At 52.2% G+C, this 15,132-nt stretch carries 15 protein-coding genes; 4 read left to right on the top strand and 11 right to left on the bottom strand.

Annotated features, from left to right (window positions below; all coding sequences use genetic code 11):
* Nucleotides 1-6 precede the first annotated feature (6 nt).
* Together thiL and pgpA are read left to right on the top strand one after the other, a co-directional pair.
* Nucleotides 7-987: a thiamine-phosphate kinase gene (thiL, locus tag LOZ86_RS15695; RefSeq protein WP_039485452.1), complete on the top strand. Its 981-nt coding sequence runs from the start codon at nucleotides 7-9 to the stop codon at nucleotides 985-987.
* Nucleotides 962-1,498, top strand: a complete 537-nt coding sequence (gene pgpA, locus LOZ86_RS15690) for a phosphatidylglycerophosphatase A (protein WP_039485455.1) — start codon at nucleotides 962-964, stop codon at nucleotides 1,496-1,498. The genes thiL and pgpA overlap by 26 nt, the downstream gene beginning before the upstream one ends.
* Before the next feature lie 71 nt (nucleotides 1,499-1,569).
* On the opposite strand, the gene dxs is transcribed toward pgpA, so the two are convergent.
* From dxs to xseB, 3 genes are read right to left on the bottom strand one after another with little or no spacing between them, the layout of a single operon-like run.
* On the bottom strand, nucleotides 1,570-3,435 hold the full coding sequence (gene dxs / locus LOZ86_RS15685) for a 1-deoxy-D-xylulose-5-phosphate synthase (RefSeq protein ID WP_039485456.1): 1,866 nt from the start codon (nucleotides 3,433-3,435) through the stop codon (nucleotides 1,570-1,572).
* 18 nt (nucleotides 3,436-3,453) lie between these two features.
* Entirely contained in the window at nucleotides 3,454-4,365 is a 912-nt protein-coding gene (ispA, locus tag LOZ86_RS15680; RefSeq protein WP_039485458.1) for a (2E,6E)-farnesyl diphosphate synthase, read from the bottom strand.
* The gene (xseB, locus tag LOZ86_RS15675) at nucleotides 4,362-4,610 is read right to left on the bottom strand and encodes an exodeoxyribonuclease VII small subunit (RefSeq protein WP_010282080.1); all 249 of its coding nucleotides are present in this window, start codon (nucleotides 4,608-4,610) and stop codon (nucleotides 4,362-4,364) included. Before xseB ends, ispA begins: the two co-directional genes overlap by 4 nt.
* A 252-nt stretch (nucleotides 4,611-4,862) precedes the next feature.
* Here xseB and thiI point away from each other — a divergent pair, with 252 nt between their 5' ends.
* On the top strand, nucleotides 4,863-6,311 hold the full coding sequence (gene thiI / locus LOZ86_RS15670; protein WP_039514067.1) for a tRNA uracil 4-sulfurtransferase ThiI: 1,449 nt from the start codon (nucleotides 4,863-4,865) through the stop codon (nucleotides 6,309-6,311).
* 204 nt (nucleotides 6,312-6,515) lie between these two features.
* On the opposite strand, the gene yajL is transcribed toward thiI, so the two are convergent.
* The gene (yajL, locus tag LOZ86_RS15665; RefSeq protein WP_039485462.1) at nucleotides 6,516-7,106 is read right to left on the bottom strand and encodes a protein deglycase YajL; all 591 of its coding nucleotides are present in this window, start codon (nucleotides 7,104-7,106) and stop codon (nucleotides 6,516-6,518) included.
* A complete protein-coding gene (gene panE, locus LOZ86_RS15660; RefSeq protein ID WP_039485463.1) occupies nucleotides 7,069-7,977 on the bottom strand; it encodes a 2-dehydropantoate 2-reductase in 909 nt (302 codons plus the stop codon). Before panE ends, yajL begins: the two co-directional genes overlap by 38 nt.
* Before the next feature lie 188 nt (nucleotides 7,978-8,165).
* Between panE and LOZ86_RS15655 the strand changes: the two genes are divergently transcribed.
* The gene (locus LOZ86_RS15655) at nucleotides 8,166-8,657 is read left to right on the top strand and encodes a YajQ family cyclic di-GMP-binding protein (protein WP_005976012.1); all 492 of its coding nucleotides are present in this window, start codon (nucleotides 8,166-8,168) and stop codon (nucleotides 8,655-8,657) included.
* 62 nt (nucleotides 8,658-8,719) lie between these two features.
* Here the strand turns inward: LOZ86_RS15655 and LOZ86_RS15650 are convergent, their stop codons facing one another.
* From LOZ86_RS15650 to cyoA, 6 genes are all read right to left on the bottom strand, one after another.
* Entirely contained in the window at nucleotides 8,720-10,084 is a 1,365-nt protein-coding gene (locus tag LOZ86_RS15650; RefSeq protein ID WP_039485465.1) for an MFS transporter, read from the bottom strand.
* A 240-nt stretch (nucleotides 10,085-10,324) separates the two neighbouring features.
* Nucleotides 10,325-11,215, bottom strand: a complete 891-nt coding sequence (cyoE, locus tag LOZ86_RS15645) for a heme o synthase (protein ID WP_010282097.1) — start codon at nucleotides 11,213-11,215, stop codon at nucleotides 10,325-10,327.
* A gap of 14 nt (nucleotides 11,216-11,229) precedes the next feature.
* Nucleotides 11,230-11,562 (bottom strand): cytochrome o ubiquinol oxidase subunit IV, encoded by a 333-nt coding sequence (locus LOZ86_RS15640; RefSeq protein ID WP_039490482.1) that lies wholly within the window; start codon nucleotides 11,560-11,562, stop codon nucleotides 11,230-11,232.
* Nucleotides 11,562-12,176: a cytochrome o ubiquinol oxidase subunit III gene (locus LOZ86_RS15635; RefSeq protein WP_230242283.1), complete on the bottom strand. Its 615-nt coding sequence runs from the start codon at nucleotides 12,174-12,176 to the stop codon at nucleotides 11,562-11,564. Before LOZ86_RS15635 ends, LOZ86_RS15640 begins: the two co-directional genes overlap by 1 nt.
* Nucleotides 12,166-14,157, bottom strand: coding sequence for a cytochrome o ubiquinol oxidase subunit I (gene cyoB, locus LOZ86_RS15630; RefSeq protein ID WP_039485471.1), 1,992 nt, complete (start codon nucleotides 14,155-14,157; stop codon nucleotides 12,166-12,168). Before cyoB ends, LOZ86_RS15635 begins: the two co-directional genes overlap by 11 nt.
* Before the next feature lie 4 nt (nucleotides 14,158-14,161).
* Complete coding sequence (cyoA, locus tag LOZ86_RS15625) at nucleotides 14,162-15,124, bottom strand: cytochrome o ubiquinol oxidase subunit II (protein WP_039514069.1); 963 nt, start codon at nucleotides 15,122-15,124, stop codon at nucleotides 14,162-14,164.
* Between the last annotated feature and the right edge of the window lie 8 nt (nucleotides 15,125-15,132).

Raw genomic sequence — 15,132 nt, 5'->3', positions numbered from 1 at the left:
AAGGTTATGGTTGAAGGTGAGTTTGACCTTATTGCCCGCTATTTTAATCGGGTCCGAAGTTCACGTCGCGATGTTGAGTTAGGCATCGGTGATGACTGTGCGTTACTGACGGTGGCAGATAAGCAGATGCTAGCGGTAAGTACCGACACGCTGGTATCTGGCGTTCATTTCCTACCTGATATCGATCCCGCCGATCTGGGTTACAAATCTCTGGCGGTCAATTTAAGCGATCTGGCTGCAATGGGCGCCGATCCTGCCTGGCTTTCTCTGGCCATTACCCTACCTAAAAGCAATAGCCAGTGGCTATCCGCGTACAGCGACAGCTTGTTTGAGCTGCTTGATTATTATGGTATGCAGTTGGTGGGTGGTGATACGACGCGTGGTCCACTGAGCCTGACGCTGACTATCCACGGTCTGGTGCCAGCAGGCCGTGCGTTGACGCGTCGCGGAGCCAGAATTGGTGACTGGATTTATGTTACCGGTTCATTAGGCGACAGCGCGGCTGGTCTGGCTATTCTCCAGAATACATTGCACGTTGAGGATGAAAAGGCACGTCAGGGATTGATCCAGCGTCACCTTCGTCCTCAACCGAGAATCCTGCAAGGTCAGGCGTTGCGCGATCTGGCCAGCTCGGCTATCGATCTTTCCGACGGCCTCATCTCCGATCTACAGCATATACTTAAAGCCAGCGAGTGCGGTGCGCGTATTAATCTGGATGCGATCCCACAATCTGATTGGTTGCGAGGCTGCGTCGATGAAGAACAGGCGTTGCGTTGGGCGCTATCTGGCGGCGAAGATTATGAGCTGTGCTTTACCGTGCCGGAAATTAACCGCGGTGCGCTGGAACTGGCCTTGGGGCATCTCGGCGCTGACTACACCTGCATCGGGCAAATCGGGCCTTCCTCTGAAGGGCTACGCTTTTTCAGAGATAATAAAGCGACCGAGCTGAACTGGAAGGGGTATGACCATTTTAGCGAGCAAAACTGACTCTGCGAACAAGGCGAAAGGTGCTGAAGTGGCAAAACGCCGCTTACGGCTGAGTAACCCGTGGCACCTGATGGCAACTGGGTTTGGCAGCGGTCTGTCTCCCTGGATGCCGGGTACGGTAGGATCATTGGCGGCGATTCCACTGTGGTATCTCATGTCGTTCCTGCCGCTTGAATTGTATTCGCTCTTGGTGATGCTGAGCATTTGTATCGGTGTTTACTTGTGTCATCAGACCGCGAAAGATATGGGCGTTCACGATCACGGCAGCATCGTCTGGGACGAATTTGTCGGCATGTGGATTACCCTGATGGCGATTCCGGTGGATAACTGGCAATGGGTGGCGGCAGGGTTTGTCGTCTTCCGCTGTCTGGATATCTGGAAACCTTGGCCGATTCGCTGGTTCGATCGCAACGTGCATGGCGGTATGGGCATCATGATCGACGATGTCGTCGCGGGGGTGATCTCTGCGGGAATTATCTATTTCATCGGCTATCACTGGCCGATATTCTGACGTTACAACGCTATTGAATCACTGACATTATTATTGAACCGGGGCCATGTGCCCCGGTTATCGTGAGTCGCTTATTCCATCCATTGCGTGATTCTGCGCTCAATGCCAGCGGCATCGAGGCCCAGATCGACACGGATTTCTTCCTGCGAGCCTTGTGGGATAAAGACGTCCGGTAGCCCAATGTTCAGCACCGAGACAGCAAGGCGTTTCGCCATCAGGAATTCATTCACACCGCTCCCTGCGCCGCCCATGACCGCATTCTCTTCCAGCGTCACAAACGTGCTGTGAGACTGCGCCAGCTCTTCCAGTAACGCTTCATCCAGCGGCTTAACAAAACGCATGTCGACAAGCGTGGCATTCAACTTATCTGCTGCAATCTGAGCTTCCGGCAATAGCGTTCCGAAATTCAGAATCGCGATCGTTTCGCCCTGACGACGTACCACACCCTTACCAATTGGCAGTTCTGATAGTGGCGTCAGTTCCGTACCCGTACCGTTTCCGCGCGGATAGCGCACTGCCGTAGGGCCTTTCTGGTAGTGATAGCCCGTGTGCAGCATCTGGCGACACTCATTTTCATCGCTAGGCGTCATGATGATCATGTTCGGGATACAGCGTAAGAAAGAGAGATCGAACGCGCCCTGATGGGTTTGTCCATCCGCACCAACAATACCGCCGCGATCGATAGCAAACAGAACGGGTAGATTCTGGATCGCGACATCGTGGATGACCTGATCGTAAGCACGTTGCAGGAAAGTCGAGTAAATGGCGACAACCGGATGATAACCACCGACAGCCAGACCCGCAGCAAACGTTACGGCATGCTGTTCGGCAATCGCAACGTCAAAATATTGCTGTGGATAGTCGCGGGAGAATTGCACCATGCCCGAACCTTCGCGCATTGCAGGTGTGATCGCCATGAGCTTGCTGTCTTTGGCAGCCGTTTCCTGTAGCCATTGACCGAAGATTTTGGAATAGGTGGGTTGGGCACCTTCTTTGCTTTTCGGCAATGTGCCGCTGGCCGGATCGAATTTCGGCACCGCGTGCCAGCTGATCGGATCCTGCTCGGCAGGGGCGTACCCTTTGCCTTTCTTCGTCATAATGTGCAGGAGCTGTGGGCCTTTCAGGCTGCGCATATTTTTCAGCGTATGCGCCAGCGCCTGAACGTCATGACCGTCAACCGGGCCGATATAGTTAAAACCCAGTTCCTCAAATAACGTGCCTGGCACGACCATGCCTTTAAGGTGTTCTTCGGTGCGTTTCACCAGCTCTTTGATAGGCGGTAGGCCGGATAAGACCTTTTTACCGCCTTCGCGCAGGCTGGCGTAGAGCTTGCCGGATAGCAGCTGCGCCAGATGGTTGTTCAGTGCGCCGACGTTTTCTGAAATCGACATTTCATTGTCGTTCAGCACAACCAGCAGATCGGATTTGATGTCGCCCGCGTGGTTCATCGCCTCAAAGGCCATGCCTGCGGTAATCGCGCCGTCGCCAATCACACAAACGGTACGACGTCCTTTGCCTTCACGCTCGGCCGCAACGGCCATGCCCAGTCCGGCACTGATTGAGGTGGATGAATGCCCGACGCTTAATACGTCATATTCGCTTTCATCACGCCATGGGAAAGGGTGCAAACCGCCTTTTTGACGGATCGTTGAAATACGATCGCGACGGCCGGTAATGATCTTGTGCGGATAAGCCTGATGGCCGACATCCCACACCAGATGATCGAAAGGGGTGTTATAGACGTAATGCAGTGCAACCGTTAATTCAACCGTCCCTAACCCTGAAGCAAAATGGCCGCTTGAACGGCTGACGCTGTCCAGCAGATATTGGCGCAGCTCATCGCACAGCTTTGGCAGGCTCTCTTTTGGCAACAACCGAAGTTCATCCGGTGTTTCCACTAACGCCAATGTAGGGTACTTCGCGGTATCAAAACTCATTAGAGACTCATTAGGTAATTACTTATCGCGTTCAACGATGAAATTCGCCAGCGCTTGTAGTGGGGCAATATTCAGGGGAATTGAGCTGGATGCGACGAGATCGTCAAGCGATGCCAGTGATTCCTGATAGAGCTCCTGTGCTTTTTTTCGTGCGTTATCTAACCCCAGTAAACTGGGATAGGTGCTTTTACCTAGTTGCTGGTCTGCACCCTGACGTTTGCCTGTTGTCGCGCTGTCGCCAACAACATCGAGAATATCGTCCTGAACCTGAAAAGCGAGCCCAATCGCGTTAGCGTAACGATCCAGATGGGGCAACGCAGCGCGGCCTGTTTCACCGGCGGCCAGTGCGCCTAATCGGACAGCCGCGCGAATCAAGGCACCGGTTTTGTGGCGGTGAATCCGCTCTAACGCGGCCAGATCGACCTGATGGCCTTCCGCTTCCAGATCGAAAGCCTGACCACCACACATGCCCGCTACACCACTAGCATGAGCTAATTCTGAGAGCATCGCCAGCCGATCGCGGTCAGAGACCTGCGGCATCGGAGCATCGGCCAAAATGGAGAATGCCAGCGTTTGCAATGCATCGCCTGCCAAAATGGCATTCGCTTCGCCAAACTTGATGTGGCAGGTTGGCTGTCCACGACGTAAATCGTCGTCGTCCATTGCCGGCAGATCGTCATGAATCAGTGAATAAGCATGGATACATTCTACTGCCGCAGCAGGCGCATCCAGATTCTCTAACGGCACGCCAAACAGTTCGCCAGTAGTATAAACCAGAAACGGGCGTAGGCGTTTGCCTCCTAAGAGTGAGCCATACTCCATCGCATTGACCAGTGGACTACTCTGAAAGGGGAGATCGGCGATGAAATGCCCCAACATACGGTTAGTGCGTTGGTAATGTGCATCCAGTTGCGTACTGAAATCGGTCATAGCGAATCGTTATCCGGCGTAAACGGTGACAACGGTGCCTCGGGATCGTCACTCAGCAGGATTTGTACGCGCTGTTCCGCCTGTTGCAGTTTTTGCTGCCCCTGACGAGCAAGCTGGATGCCATGCTCAAACTCATTTAGCGCATCGTCCAGCGGCAGTTCGCCTGATTCGAGGCGGGTAACGATTTTTTCCAGTTCGTTCAGCGAGCTTTCAAAGCTGACTGGCTGCTCGGTCTTCTTAGGCATAGTGGTTTCAGAATCCTGGTGTTATACGCCGTTGGCTTGTGGCGGCAGAGCGTGGTGTTGCGTGTGGTCATCTGTGGATGCGCAACAATTATACGGTTAAAGCGCACAGTATATCTTCATATAATGATATACTCCGCGCCCTGGATGCTATTGGTAAAATCATCTCTGTTCTGGCTGATTTTACCGATAACGTGATTTTAGTGCTCAGGGTAAATTTATTTACGCCTTTCTGACCAAGTAACGACAGCCACCATGAAGTTTATCATTAAATTGTTCCCGGAAATCACCATCAAGAGCCAATCTGTGCGGTTGCGCTTTATCAAGATTCTAACCGGAAACATTCGCAACGTATTAAAACACTATGATGAAACGCTGGCGGTTGTCCGTCACTGGGATCATATCGAAGTTCGGGCCAAAGACGAAAGCCAGCGTGAGGCGATTCGTGATGCGCTGACAAGAATTCCGGGCATTCACCATATTCTGGAAGTTGAAGATCACGCCTACACCGACGTGCACAATATCTTTGAACAAGCGCTGGCGCTGTACCGTGAGCGGTTGGAAGGCAAGACGTTTTGCGTGCGAGTGAAACGTCGCGGTAAGCATGAATTCAGCTCACAGGACGTAGAACGCTACGTCGGCGGCGGTTTGAACCAGCACATTGAAACGGCACGAGTCAATCTCACTGCACCGCAGGTCACCGTGCATCTGGAAATCGAGCAGGACCGTTTGCTGCTGATTAAAGGGCGCTATGAAGGTATCGGCGGCTTCCCGATCGGTACGCAGGAAGATGTGCTGTCACTGATTTCCGGTGGTTTTGACTCCGGTGTCTCCAGCTATATGTTGATGCGTCGCGGATGTCGTGTGCATTACTGCTTCTTCAACCTGGGTGGTGCAGCCCATGAGATTGGGGTGAAACAGGTCGCACACTATCTGTGGAACCGCTTTGGTAGCTCGCATCGGGTGCGTTTTATTGCTATCGACTTCGATCCTGTCGTGGGTGAAATTCTCGAGAAGGTCGACGATGGCCAGATGGGCGTCGTGCTGAAGCGCATGATGGTGCGAGCGGCCTCCAAAGTTGCTGAGCGTTACGGTGTTCAGGCGTTGGTGACTGGTGAAGCGTTAGGGCAGGTGTCCAGTCAGACGCTAACCAACCTGCGTTTGATCGATAATGCCTCCGATACCCTGATTCTGCGTCCGCTGATTTCTCATGATAAAGAGCACATTATCAAACAGGCTCGTGAGCTGGGGACGGAAGATTTCGCCAAAACGATGCCGGAATACTGTGGTGTGATCTCTAAAAGCCCGACGGTGAAGGCAGTGAAAGCGAAGATTGAGGCCGAAGAAGGCCACTTTGATTTTGCTATCTTGGATCGCGTGGTGAGTGAAGCACGGAATATTGATATCCGTGAGATCGCCGAGCAGACGAAGCAAGATGTGGTTGAAGTCGAAACGGTCGCGTCGTTTGCGCCAACTGACGTGCTGTTGGATATCCGCGCGCCGGATGAACAGGACGATAAACCGCTTGAGCTGGATCAGATCGAAATCAAATCCTTACCGTTCTACAAGCTGGGTACGCAGTTTGGCGATTTGGATCAGAGTAAAACCTATCTACTTTACTGCGAGCGTGGCGTGATGAGCCGCTTGCAGGCGCTGTACCTGCGTGAGCAAGGTTTCAGCAATGTGAAGGTATACCGTCCGTAATAGGAATAAGGCGCGCAAGCGCCTTAGACTTGCTGACAAAGTGCGTCGAGCAGATCGTAAAGACGCTGCAAGTACGTCCCTGTAAGCTCGAGCCGCGCCATCCCTGGCGCGGACGCTTTACTCTTCTATTCCATTATCACCGTTTTCGTTCCCCAAATAGGTTTATCAACGACAGAACGTGCGCAAGCGCCTTTTTCGTCAGCCTCAATCGCGATAATTATGAATTCCCGGCGGCAGGATGAGTTGTGCGGCGACTTCGGCGGCTTTTTCTTTTCCCAGCAGTAAATCAATGATCTTCAGCGCGAAATCCATGCTGGTGCCTGGCCCTTGTGTGGTTAACAGATTCACACGTGGATCGTAGACGACGCGCTTTTCTATCCATTTTTCTGGTGCAATCTTATCCTTAAACGCAGGATAGCCCGTCATGTTTCCGACGGGGAACAGCTGATGATATTCCAGCACCAGCGCAGGCGTTGCACACATCGCAGCGACAATTTTCCCTTCCAGATGTGCTTGTCGAATGCATTCCACCAGTATTGGGCTATCGCGGAAGCACTCCGCACCTTGCAAGCCGCCCGGTAACACCAGCACATCGAAAGGCCGATCGGCGACGGTAGCCAGTGGGGCATCCGCCAGCAGCCTTACCCCGCGTGAGCAGACGATTTCCAGATTGCCATCGCTGGCTACACTGGCAAGCGTGACCTGAATACCCGCTCGGACAAGCAAATCGATGGTCGTGACGGCTTCAGTTTCTTCACTACCAGGTGCCAGACACACCAGTGCCGATGCGGTCATAATCATTTTCCTTTTGCTTAATGTAGTCAAACAGACGGGCATTCTCGGGGAGCGTCAGACCGTGGAGACGTGCACGGTGCAGTAAATACCCGGTAATGTAATCAATTTCGGTATGCCGCTGAGCGATGATGTCCTGCAACATTGATGAGGTGTTTGCCGCGGTGTTCTGAATAATTTGGTTCACGTAGAGCAGCAGGCTATCTGGCGATGTGTGGAAGCCTTCCCGTTCCATGACGCTGGCCACTTCCTGACAAAGTGACACAATCAGTTCCGGGTAGGCAGAAAGCTCGCCATTGGTGCAGTGATATTGCACCGTCAGCGGATTGATAACGCAGTTAGCCGCCAGTTTCAGCCAGCAGGTGGCGCTAATGTTGGTGTGCCAGGCCACATCCGGCAAGGCCTGATGCAGCACTTCAGCTAAATGGCTTTGGCTACTGTCACCGTTAAACGTGCCAATATGCGTTGTGCCTGCCGCAACGTGTACGACGTTATTTACATCGCGTCTGGCTGCGTGGGTGGTAATACCGATCACCAGTGGCTGCTGCAGCGACGGCAATTCTTCTCGTGTGCCCATCCCGTTGTGTAAAAGCAGAATCGTGCAATGCGGGTTGAGCTGCGGCAACAGCACGGTAACGGCATTGGAAACCTGCCACGCTTTTAGCGTCACCAGCAGAAGTTCGCTTTGGGCAAGATGATCGGGATCGTTCGCTGTCAGGTTGAGATTACAGTGCTGGCCGTCCAGCATCGTGACATTGACTGGACAATACGGTTGCGGAATGCGCAGCCATCCCTGGACATCATGCCCTTGCTGATGTAACGCGGCGAGCCAAAGTTGCCCCAGCGCGCCACAGCCAAGAACGGTGATCTTCATGTGTGTCTCCCTTATTCGATGCGGGCGCGGTTGTTCAGCCATCATAGGCTATCATTCATGTCACGATCTTGTGTTATTCGGCCTGTTTACCTGATGCAGAGTAAAAAACGGGATCGTGTCTGGCATCTTGCTTATCGCAGAAGAGCGGTTATTATGCTCGCCAGCCAAATTTGTCAGGAGAGCGAATTATGCCATCTTTCGATATTGTTTCGGAAATTGATATGCAGGAAGTCCGTAACGCGGTGGAAAATGCGACGCGCGATCTGAGCACCCGTTGGGATTTTCGCAATGTTCCGGCCAGCTTTGAACTGAATGAGAAATCACAGAGTATCAAAGTGGCCAGCGAGTCTGATTTTCAGGTACAACAGCTGGTTGATATTCTGCGCGAAAAGCTGGTTAAGCGGGGTATTGAAGGCGGTGCGCTGGAGATCCCAGAAGAAATGGAACACAGCGGAAAAACGTACAGCGTGGAAGCGAAGCTGAAGCAAGGTATTGAAACGACGCTAGCGAAGCAAATCATCAAGCTGATTAAAGACAGCAAGCTGAAAGTGCAGGCGCAGATTCAGGGGGAACAGGTTCGCGTCACCGGTAAATCACGCGATGATTTGCAGGGTGTGATGGCGTTGATTCGCGGCGGAAATCTGGGACAGCCGTTCCAGTTTACCAACTTCCGCGATTGATACGTTTAGTCATCCGCCGATGAACAGTAAGGCCAGCGAAAGCTGGCCTTTTGCATGATGCGTTAGGATTGACCCACTAATTGTTCTAACTGCTGCCGATTGGTCTTTTTGTTGTCGATCTTCACGTAGGCGCTGTATTCATCCGGCACGATGACCACTTCGGCCACGCCGGGCTGGGTACGAATTTTCTGTTCCAATTCACTATCCTGCAATGCTAAATCGGACAGCGCGATTCTCAGGCTGCTGAGATAAGGCGGCTCCTGCATGGTGACGCTGACGAGTAGCCAGATGGCCGCAATCGCCGCGCCTGCCATAAACACGGCTGAGGCACCATAAAGCTCAAACAGCCCGCCGCCGATGCTCCCGCCAATGGCCACACCGATAAACTGCGTGGTGGAGTAAACGCCCATCGCAGTGCCTTTGTATCCCGCAGGTGATTCCTTGCTAATCAGCGAGGGCAGCAGAGCTTCCATGACGTTGAAAGCCAGGAAGAACAGCTGTACACCAATGATAATTTGCCAGAGGTGGTTATCTGCCTTCCATAGGACAACTTCTGCGGCGATCAGCACCACGATGCAGCCGATGAAGACCTGCTTCATTCGCCTTTTCACTTCAGCATAAATAATGAAAGGCACGACGCCGACAAAAGAGATCAGCATCGTGACCAGATAGACTTTCCAGTGGTCCTGCGGCGCCAAGCCCACAGATTCCATTACGCGGGGGAGGGCGACGAAGCTCGACATCAATAAAATATGCAGGCACATGATGCCGATATTCAGTTTCAGCAGGCGGCTATTGCCGAGCACTTTGCGGAAACTGCCGCGTACCATCGCCGATTCTCGATTCAGGACGTGTGCAGGCGCAGAAGGAATCAAGGTCAGCGTGATGACAATACCAGCGAGTGACAGAAGGGCGATGCCCCAGAAGAGCGCCTGTAAACCGAAGGCGTGGGTAACGATAGGCCCAACGACCATGGCGATAGCGAAGGTGACACCAAAGCTGACGCCGATAAACGCCATGGCTTTGGTTCGGTTCTGCTCACGCGTCAGGTCGGAAAGCAGCGCCATGACGGCGGCAGAAATCGCGCCAGCGCCCTGCAATGCCCGACCAAGGATAATGCCCCAGATGGAATCGCTTAGTGCGGCGATGACGCTGCCGAGTGCAAATATCAGCAGCCCCCCGACGATCAGCGGTTTTCTACCGATACGATCGGAGACCAAACCAAAGGGAATCTGGAAAATAGCCTGCATTAAGCCATAAATGCCAATCGCAATACCGATCAGCGCTTCACTCGCGCCCTGCAAGGCCATGCCGTACGTGGTCAGAACAGGCAGCACCATGAACATGCCAAGCATGCGCAGTGAAAAAACGGCTCCCAAGCCCCATGTGGCGCGTAATTCGCCAGGGGTCATTTTATTATCGTTCATGCGTACCTCTGAAAACAATTGGCGCTATTTTAGTGCGTTATTGGCCAGACAGTAAACGATAGGTTTGTTACGTGATTTGGCGGGGGAGGAAGTAGGGGAGGGGGAAAAGAAAAAAACGCAGGGAGCGTTTTTCAACGTCGCTTTTGCGACGAGACGAAGGGCGCGTGCAGGAAGCGGGTCATAAAAAAACAGGCGGACGAGCCACCTGTTTTTATTAAATGCCTGTAACGCTGCTTATGATTAACGCAGGTAGGTCAGCATAATTTCATGCGCTGGTGCCATTGAATCCACAGACATCATGACGCTCAGTGACGTAATCGCGACAATGGAGAAAACAAACAGTTTTCTTGCCCATACGCGGTCATCAATCGCATTTTTATAGCCCGACAGCGCCATACCTAACCACCAGACGCTAACTGCTGCGGCAACGATCAGATATTTATAGCCGGCATAGCCGCCAAGAGACAGCATCAGCGTCGCTACCGCAAACGCCACGATGTACAGCGTGATGTGGTGTTTCGCAACGGAGATACCTTTCACAACAGGCAGTACCGGGATGTTGGCGGCCTGATAATCCTTGAAGCGGAAAATCGCAATCGCGTATGAGTGCGGCATCTGCCACAGGCTAAAGATCAGCAGCAGAATCAACGCGCCAGCATCGAACTGGTTGCTGACGGCACAGTAACCGATAACCGGTGGTGCCGCGCCAGACAGGCTGCCAATCAGCGTGCCATAAACAGAATGCCGCTTCATGTACAGACTATACACACCGACATACACGACGAAGCCCATCACCGCCAGCCACATGGCCAGCGGGTTAGCCGCGATGTAAAGCAGAGCAAAGCCTGCAATACCTAACAGCGATGCGTAAACCAGCGTTACCTTCAGCGAAATCAGTCCCTTTACCAGAACCCGATTTTTGGTTCTCTCCATTTTCTTGTCGATGTCGCGGTCAATGACGTTGTTAAACACGCAGCCAGATGCAACGACTAACGACACACCCACGAGGGTGGCGAAAAACAGGGGATAATCAATGCGGCCTTGGGCCGCAAGGAGAAATCCACCGATAACGGAAATCAGATTTCCGAAAATAATTCCTGGTTTAGTAACTTGCAGGTATTGCTTAATCATCTTTTACGGCTCTGTTACTGGATCATCATATTGTGGTGTGCGCTCATCATAATCCAGATGGAGCCCACGACGACAATAGCGATAATCAGGACGGCAAACACAAGAGCCACCACGTTCCAGCGCTCTTCTGAGGACGTATTCAGGTGCAGGAAGTACACCAGATGTACCAGAATCTGAACAACGGCACATCCCACCACCGTGAAAAGAATGGCGCTATGTGAGGCTGTGCCGCTCATGACCATACTGAAAGGAATCACTGTCAAAATTACAGACAGAACAAAACCTATCACATATGACTTCACGCTGCCGTGGCTGGCACCTGCATGATCGGTTGTTGAATGACTCATTACATTGCCCCCAGCAGATAAATAACGGTGAAGACACAGATCCATACCACGTCGAGGAAGTGCCAGAACAGGCTCAGGCACATCAGACGCGTTTTATTGGTTGCAGTCAGGCCACGCTTGGACACCTGAATCATCATGATGACCAACCAGATCAGACCGCCCGTTACGTGCAGCCCGTGGGTGCCGACCAGTGCGAAGAAGGCAGACAGGAACGCGCTGCGATCTGGGCCATAGCCTTCAGCGATCAGGTGATGGAATTCATAGATTTCCATCCCGATAAACACCAGACCGAACAGGAAGGTCACGCCTAACCAGGTATTAACCTGAGATTTGTTGCCCTTATTCATGGCGATCATCGCCATGCCGTAGGTAATACTACTGAACAACAGCGCGAACGTTTCCACCAGCACGAAAGGCAGTTGGAAAAGTTCCTTCCCGCTTGGGCCACCCGCAGTACCGTTAACCAGTACCGCATAGGTTGCGAACAGTGACCCGAAAATGATCAGGTCGCTCATCAGGTAGACCCAGAAGCCGAATACTTTGTTGGCTCCTGCGTCGTGGTGCCCATGCTCGGCATGGGTAGTATTGTGGTTAGTCAGAGTTTCAGTTGACATGTTTCACGCCTGCCTTACTGAGTTGATCAAAATTCTGATTCTCAATTTGCTCAATTTCTTTAACCGGCACGTAGTAATCCACGTCTTGATTAAAGCTATGCACAATCCAGGTCACAATCATGCCAGCGAAGCCAGCGATAGCAAGCCACCAGATATGCCAGATCATGGCAAAACCGAATACCAGGCTGAATGCGGAGATAATCACACCAGCGCCGGTGTTCTTCGGCATGTGAATCTCTTCATAGCTGGCAGGGCGCTTGTAAGCTTCACCTTTCTCTTTCGCTTCCCAGAATGCGTCACGGTCGTTGACGTGTGGCACGATAGCGAAGTTATAGAACGGTGCAGGAGAAGAGGTTGCCCACTCCAGCGTACGTCCACCCCACGGATCACCCGTCAGATCGCGGTTCTGGTCACGGTCACGAATACTGACGTAGAACTGCATAACCTGACACAGTACGCCGATACCAATCAATACCGCGCCGATGGAGGCCACAACCAGTAAAGCGTGGAACTCAGGGTTGATTTGCTGGCTCAGACGACGCGTCATTCCCATGAAGCCGAGGACATACAGCGGCATGAAGGCAACGAAGAAGCCGATAATCCAGAACCAGAATGCGCGCTTACCCCAAGTTTCGTTCAGGGTGAAGCCAAAGGCTTTCGGGAACCAGTAAGTAATACCTGCGAAGCAACCGAACACCACGCCGCCGATGATCACGTTATGGAAGTGAGCAATCAGGAACAGACTGTTGTGCAGGACAAAGTTCGCGCCCGGTACAGCCAGCAGTACCCCGGTCATCCCACCGATGGTGAAGGTGATGATGAAGCCCGTGGTCCACAGCATCGCGGAGTTGGATTCGATACGGCCTTGATACATGGTGAACAGCCAGTTGAAGATTTTAACCCCGGTCGGGATTGAAATAATCATGGTGGCTATACCAAAGAAGGCGTTGACGTTCGCGCCGGACCCCATGGTAAAGAAGTGGTGCAACCAAACGATGAACGACAGAACCGTAATCGCAATCGTTGCCCACACCAGTGAGGTGTAGCCAAACAGCCGTTTTTTACAGAAGGTCGCAACCACTTCGGAGTAAATACCGAAGACTGGCAGTACCAGAATGTAAACCTCAGGATGACCCCATGCCCAAATCAGGTTGATGTACATCATCATGTTGCCACCCATATCATTGGTAAAGAAATGGGTGCCGAGGTAACGGTCAAGCGTCAGCAGCGCAATGGTCACGGTCAATATCGGGAATGCGGCAATGATCAGCACGTTGGTACACAGTGCTGTCCAGGTAAACACTGGCATTTTCATCAGCGTCATGCCCGGTGCGCGCATCTTCAGAATCGTAGCGAAGAAGTTAACACCTGTCAGCGTGGTACCTATACCGGATATCTGTAGACTCCATATCCAGTAATCGACCCCGACGCCGGGACTGTACTCCTTTCCTGAAAGCGGCGGATACGCCACCCAGCCAGTCTGCGCAAATTCACCTACCCCGAGAGAGAGGTTGATCAAGATAACGCCAGCGACAAACAGCCAGAAGCTGAGGGAGTTCAGGAAGGGGAAAGCAACGTCACGCGCACCGATCTGCAAGGGAACCGCAAGGTTCATCAAGCCAACAACGAACGGAGTTGCCACGAAGAAGATCATGATGACACCGTGTGCGGTGAAAATCTGATCGTAGTGGTGAGCGTTTAGGAAGCCTTCTTGCCCGGCAGAGGCCAGCACCTGCTGGCCACGCATCATGATGGCATCGGCAAAACCACGTATCATCATCACCAGACCGACGATGATGTACATGATACCGATTTTCTTGTGGTCTACGGAGGTGAACCATTCGGCCCACAGCCATTTCCACTTACCGAAATAGGTTATTGCCGCCAGCAGCGCAAGGCCGCCAACGATGATCGCCGCCACGGTGACCATAATAATGGGTTCGTGATACGGAACCGCATCGAGTGTAAGTTTTCCGAACATCGTATTATCCCTCGGCTCCTTTGTGCGAGCTATGCTCGCCCATGTTCATACCCTCACCGTGTTGCATGTTTTCGTCGGGCTTCATGCCTTCACCATGATGTTGCATGTTCATGTCGTTGCCTGTGAATTTGCGAATAATATTATTGAACAAATCCGGCTGGACAGTGGAGAAGTATTCGACAGGATGGAATTCACTTGGTTTAGCCAACGCGTTGAATTCATCCATGGTATTCAGTGTCTTAGGGGACGACCGAACGTTCGCAACCCACTGGTCAAACTCTTGTTGAGTTGGCGTGGCAATCGCGGTGAACTTCATACCAGAGAAGCCTTTACCACTATAGCCGCCAGAGATACCGTCATACTTGCCCGGTTCATTAGCGATTAAGTGGAGCTTCGTCTGCATTCCGGCCATGGCGTAAATCTGTCCACCAAGACGAGGGATGAAGAAGGAGTTCATCACGGAGTCGGATGTAATCTTGAACGCAACAGGCACGTTGGCAGGAAAAGCCAGCTCGTTAACCGTCGCGATACCCAGATCCGGGTAAACAAACAGCCATTTCCAATCAAGCGAAACAACTTCGACATTGATAGGTTTGACGTCTGATACCAGCGGCTTGTAAGGGTCAAGCGAGTGAGTCGTCTTCCAGGTAATGGTGCCAAGAATAACGATAATGATAATTGGTACAGTCCAGACTACTGCTTCTATCTTATTGGAATGTGACCAGTTCGGGGTATATTTTGCCTTTTCATTGGAAGCACGGAACTTCCAGGCAAAAGCTATCGTCATAACGATAACGGGAATCACAACGATCAACATCAGCCCGATGGCAGTCAGTATTAACGATCTTTGCTCTAACCCGACTTCTCCTTTGGGGTTCATCAGCGCCATATCGCAACCGCTCAGTAGAACAGTGGCTGCAAATAAAGACAGCATCCCAAAAATTTTATTGTATTTCTTGAGTCTCATCTAGCGAC

Source organism: Pectobacterium parvum (assembly GCF_020971565.1).
Lineage (GTDB): Bacteria > Pseudomonadota > Gammaproteobacteria > Enterobacterales > Enterobacteriaceae > Pectobacterium > Pectobacterium polare.
This window is presented reverse-complemented; position numbering and strand designations above follow the sequence as displayed.

What these genes read in the sequence shown, in the direction of transcription:
- thiL (WP_039485452.1), top strand. Translation starts at nt 7, where the DNA reads ATGGTTGAAGGTGAGTTTGACCTTATTGCCCGCTATTTTAATCGGGTC.
- pgpA (WP_039485455.1), top strand. Translation starts at nt 962, where the DNA reads ATGACCATTTTAGCGAGCAAAACTGACTCTGCGAACAAGGCGAAAGGT.
- dxs (WP_039485456.1), bottom strand. Translation starts at nt 3,435, where the DNA reads ATGAGTTTTGATACCGCGAAGTACCCTACATTGGCGTTAGTGGAAACA.
- ispA (WP_039485458.1), bottom strand. Translation starts at nt 4,365, where the DNA reads ATGACCGATTTCAGTACGCAACTGGATGCACATTACCAACGCACTAAC.
- xseB (WP_010282080.1), bottom strand. Translation starts at nt 4,610, where the DNA reads ATGCCTAAGAAGACCGAGCAGCCAGTCAGCTTTGAAAGCTCGCTGAAC.
- thiI (WP_039514067.1), top strand. Translation starts at nt 4,863, where the DNA reads ATGAAGTTTATCATTAAATTGTTCCCGGAAATCACCATCAAGAGCCAA.
- yajL (WP_039485462.1), bottom strand. Translation starts at nt 7,106, where the DNA reads ATGACCGCATCGGCACTGGTGTGTCTGGCACCTGGTAGTGAAGAAACT.
- panE (WP_039485463.1), bottom strand. Translation starts at nt 7,977, where the DNA reads ATGAAGATCACCGTTCTTGGCTGTGGCGCGCTGGGGCAACTTTGGCTC.
- LOZ86_RS15655 (WP_005976012.1), top strand. Translation starts at nt 8,166, where the DNA reads ATGCCATCTTTCGATATTGTTTCGGAAATTGATATGCAGGAAGTCCGT.
- LOZ86_RS15650 (WP_039485465.1), bottom strand. Translation starts at nt 10,084, where the DNA reads ATGAACGATAATAAAATGACCCCTGGCGAATTACGCGCCACATGGGGC.
- cyoE (WP_010282097.1), bottom strand. Translation starts at nt 11,215, where the DNA reads ATGATTAAGCAATACCTGCAAGTTACTAAACCAGGAATTATTTTCGGA.
- LOZ86_RS15640 (WP_039490482.1), bottom strand. Translation starts at nt 11,562, where the DNA reads ATGAGTCATTCAACAACCGATCATGCAGGTGCCAGCCACGGCAGCGTG.
- LOZ86_RS15635 (WP_230242283.1), bottom strand. Translation starts at nt 12,176, where the DNA reads ATGTCAACTGAAACTCTGACTAACCACAATACTACCCATGCCGAGCAT.
- cyoB (WP_039485471.1), bottom strand. Translation starts at nt 14,157, where the DNA reads ATGTTCGGAAAACTTACACTCGATGCGGTTCCGTATCACGAACCCATT.
- cyoA (WP_039514069.1), bottom strand. Translation starts at nt 15,124, where the DNA reads ATGAGACTCAAGAAATACAATAAAATTTTTGGGATGCTGTCTTTATTT.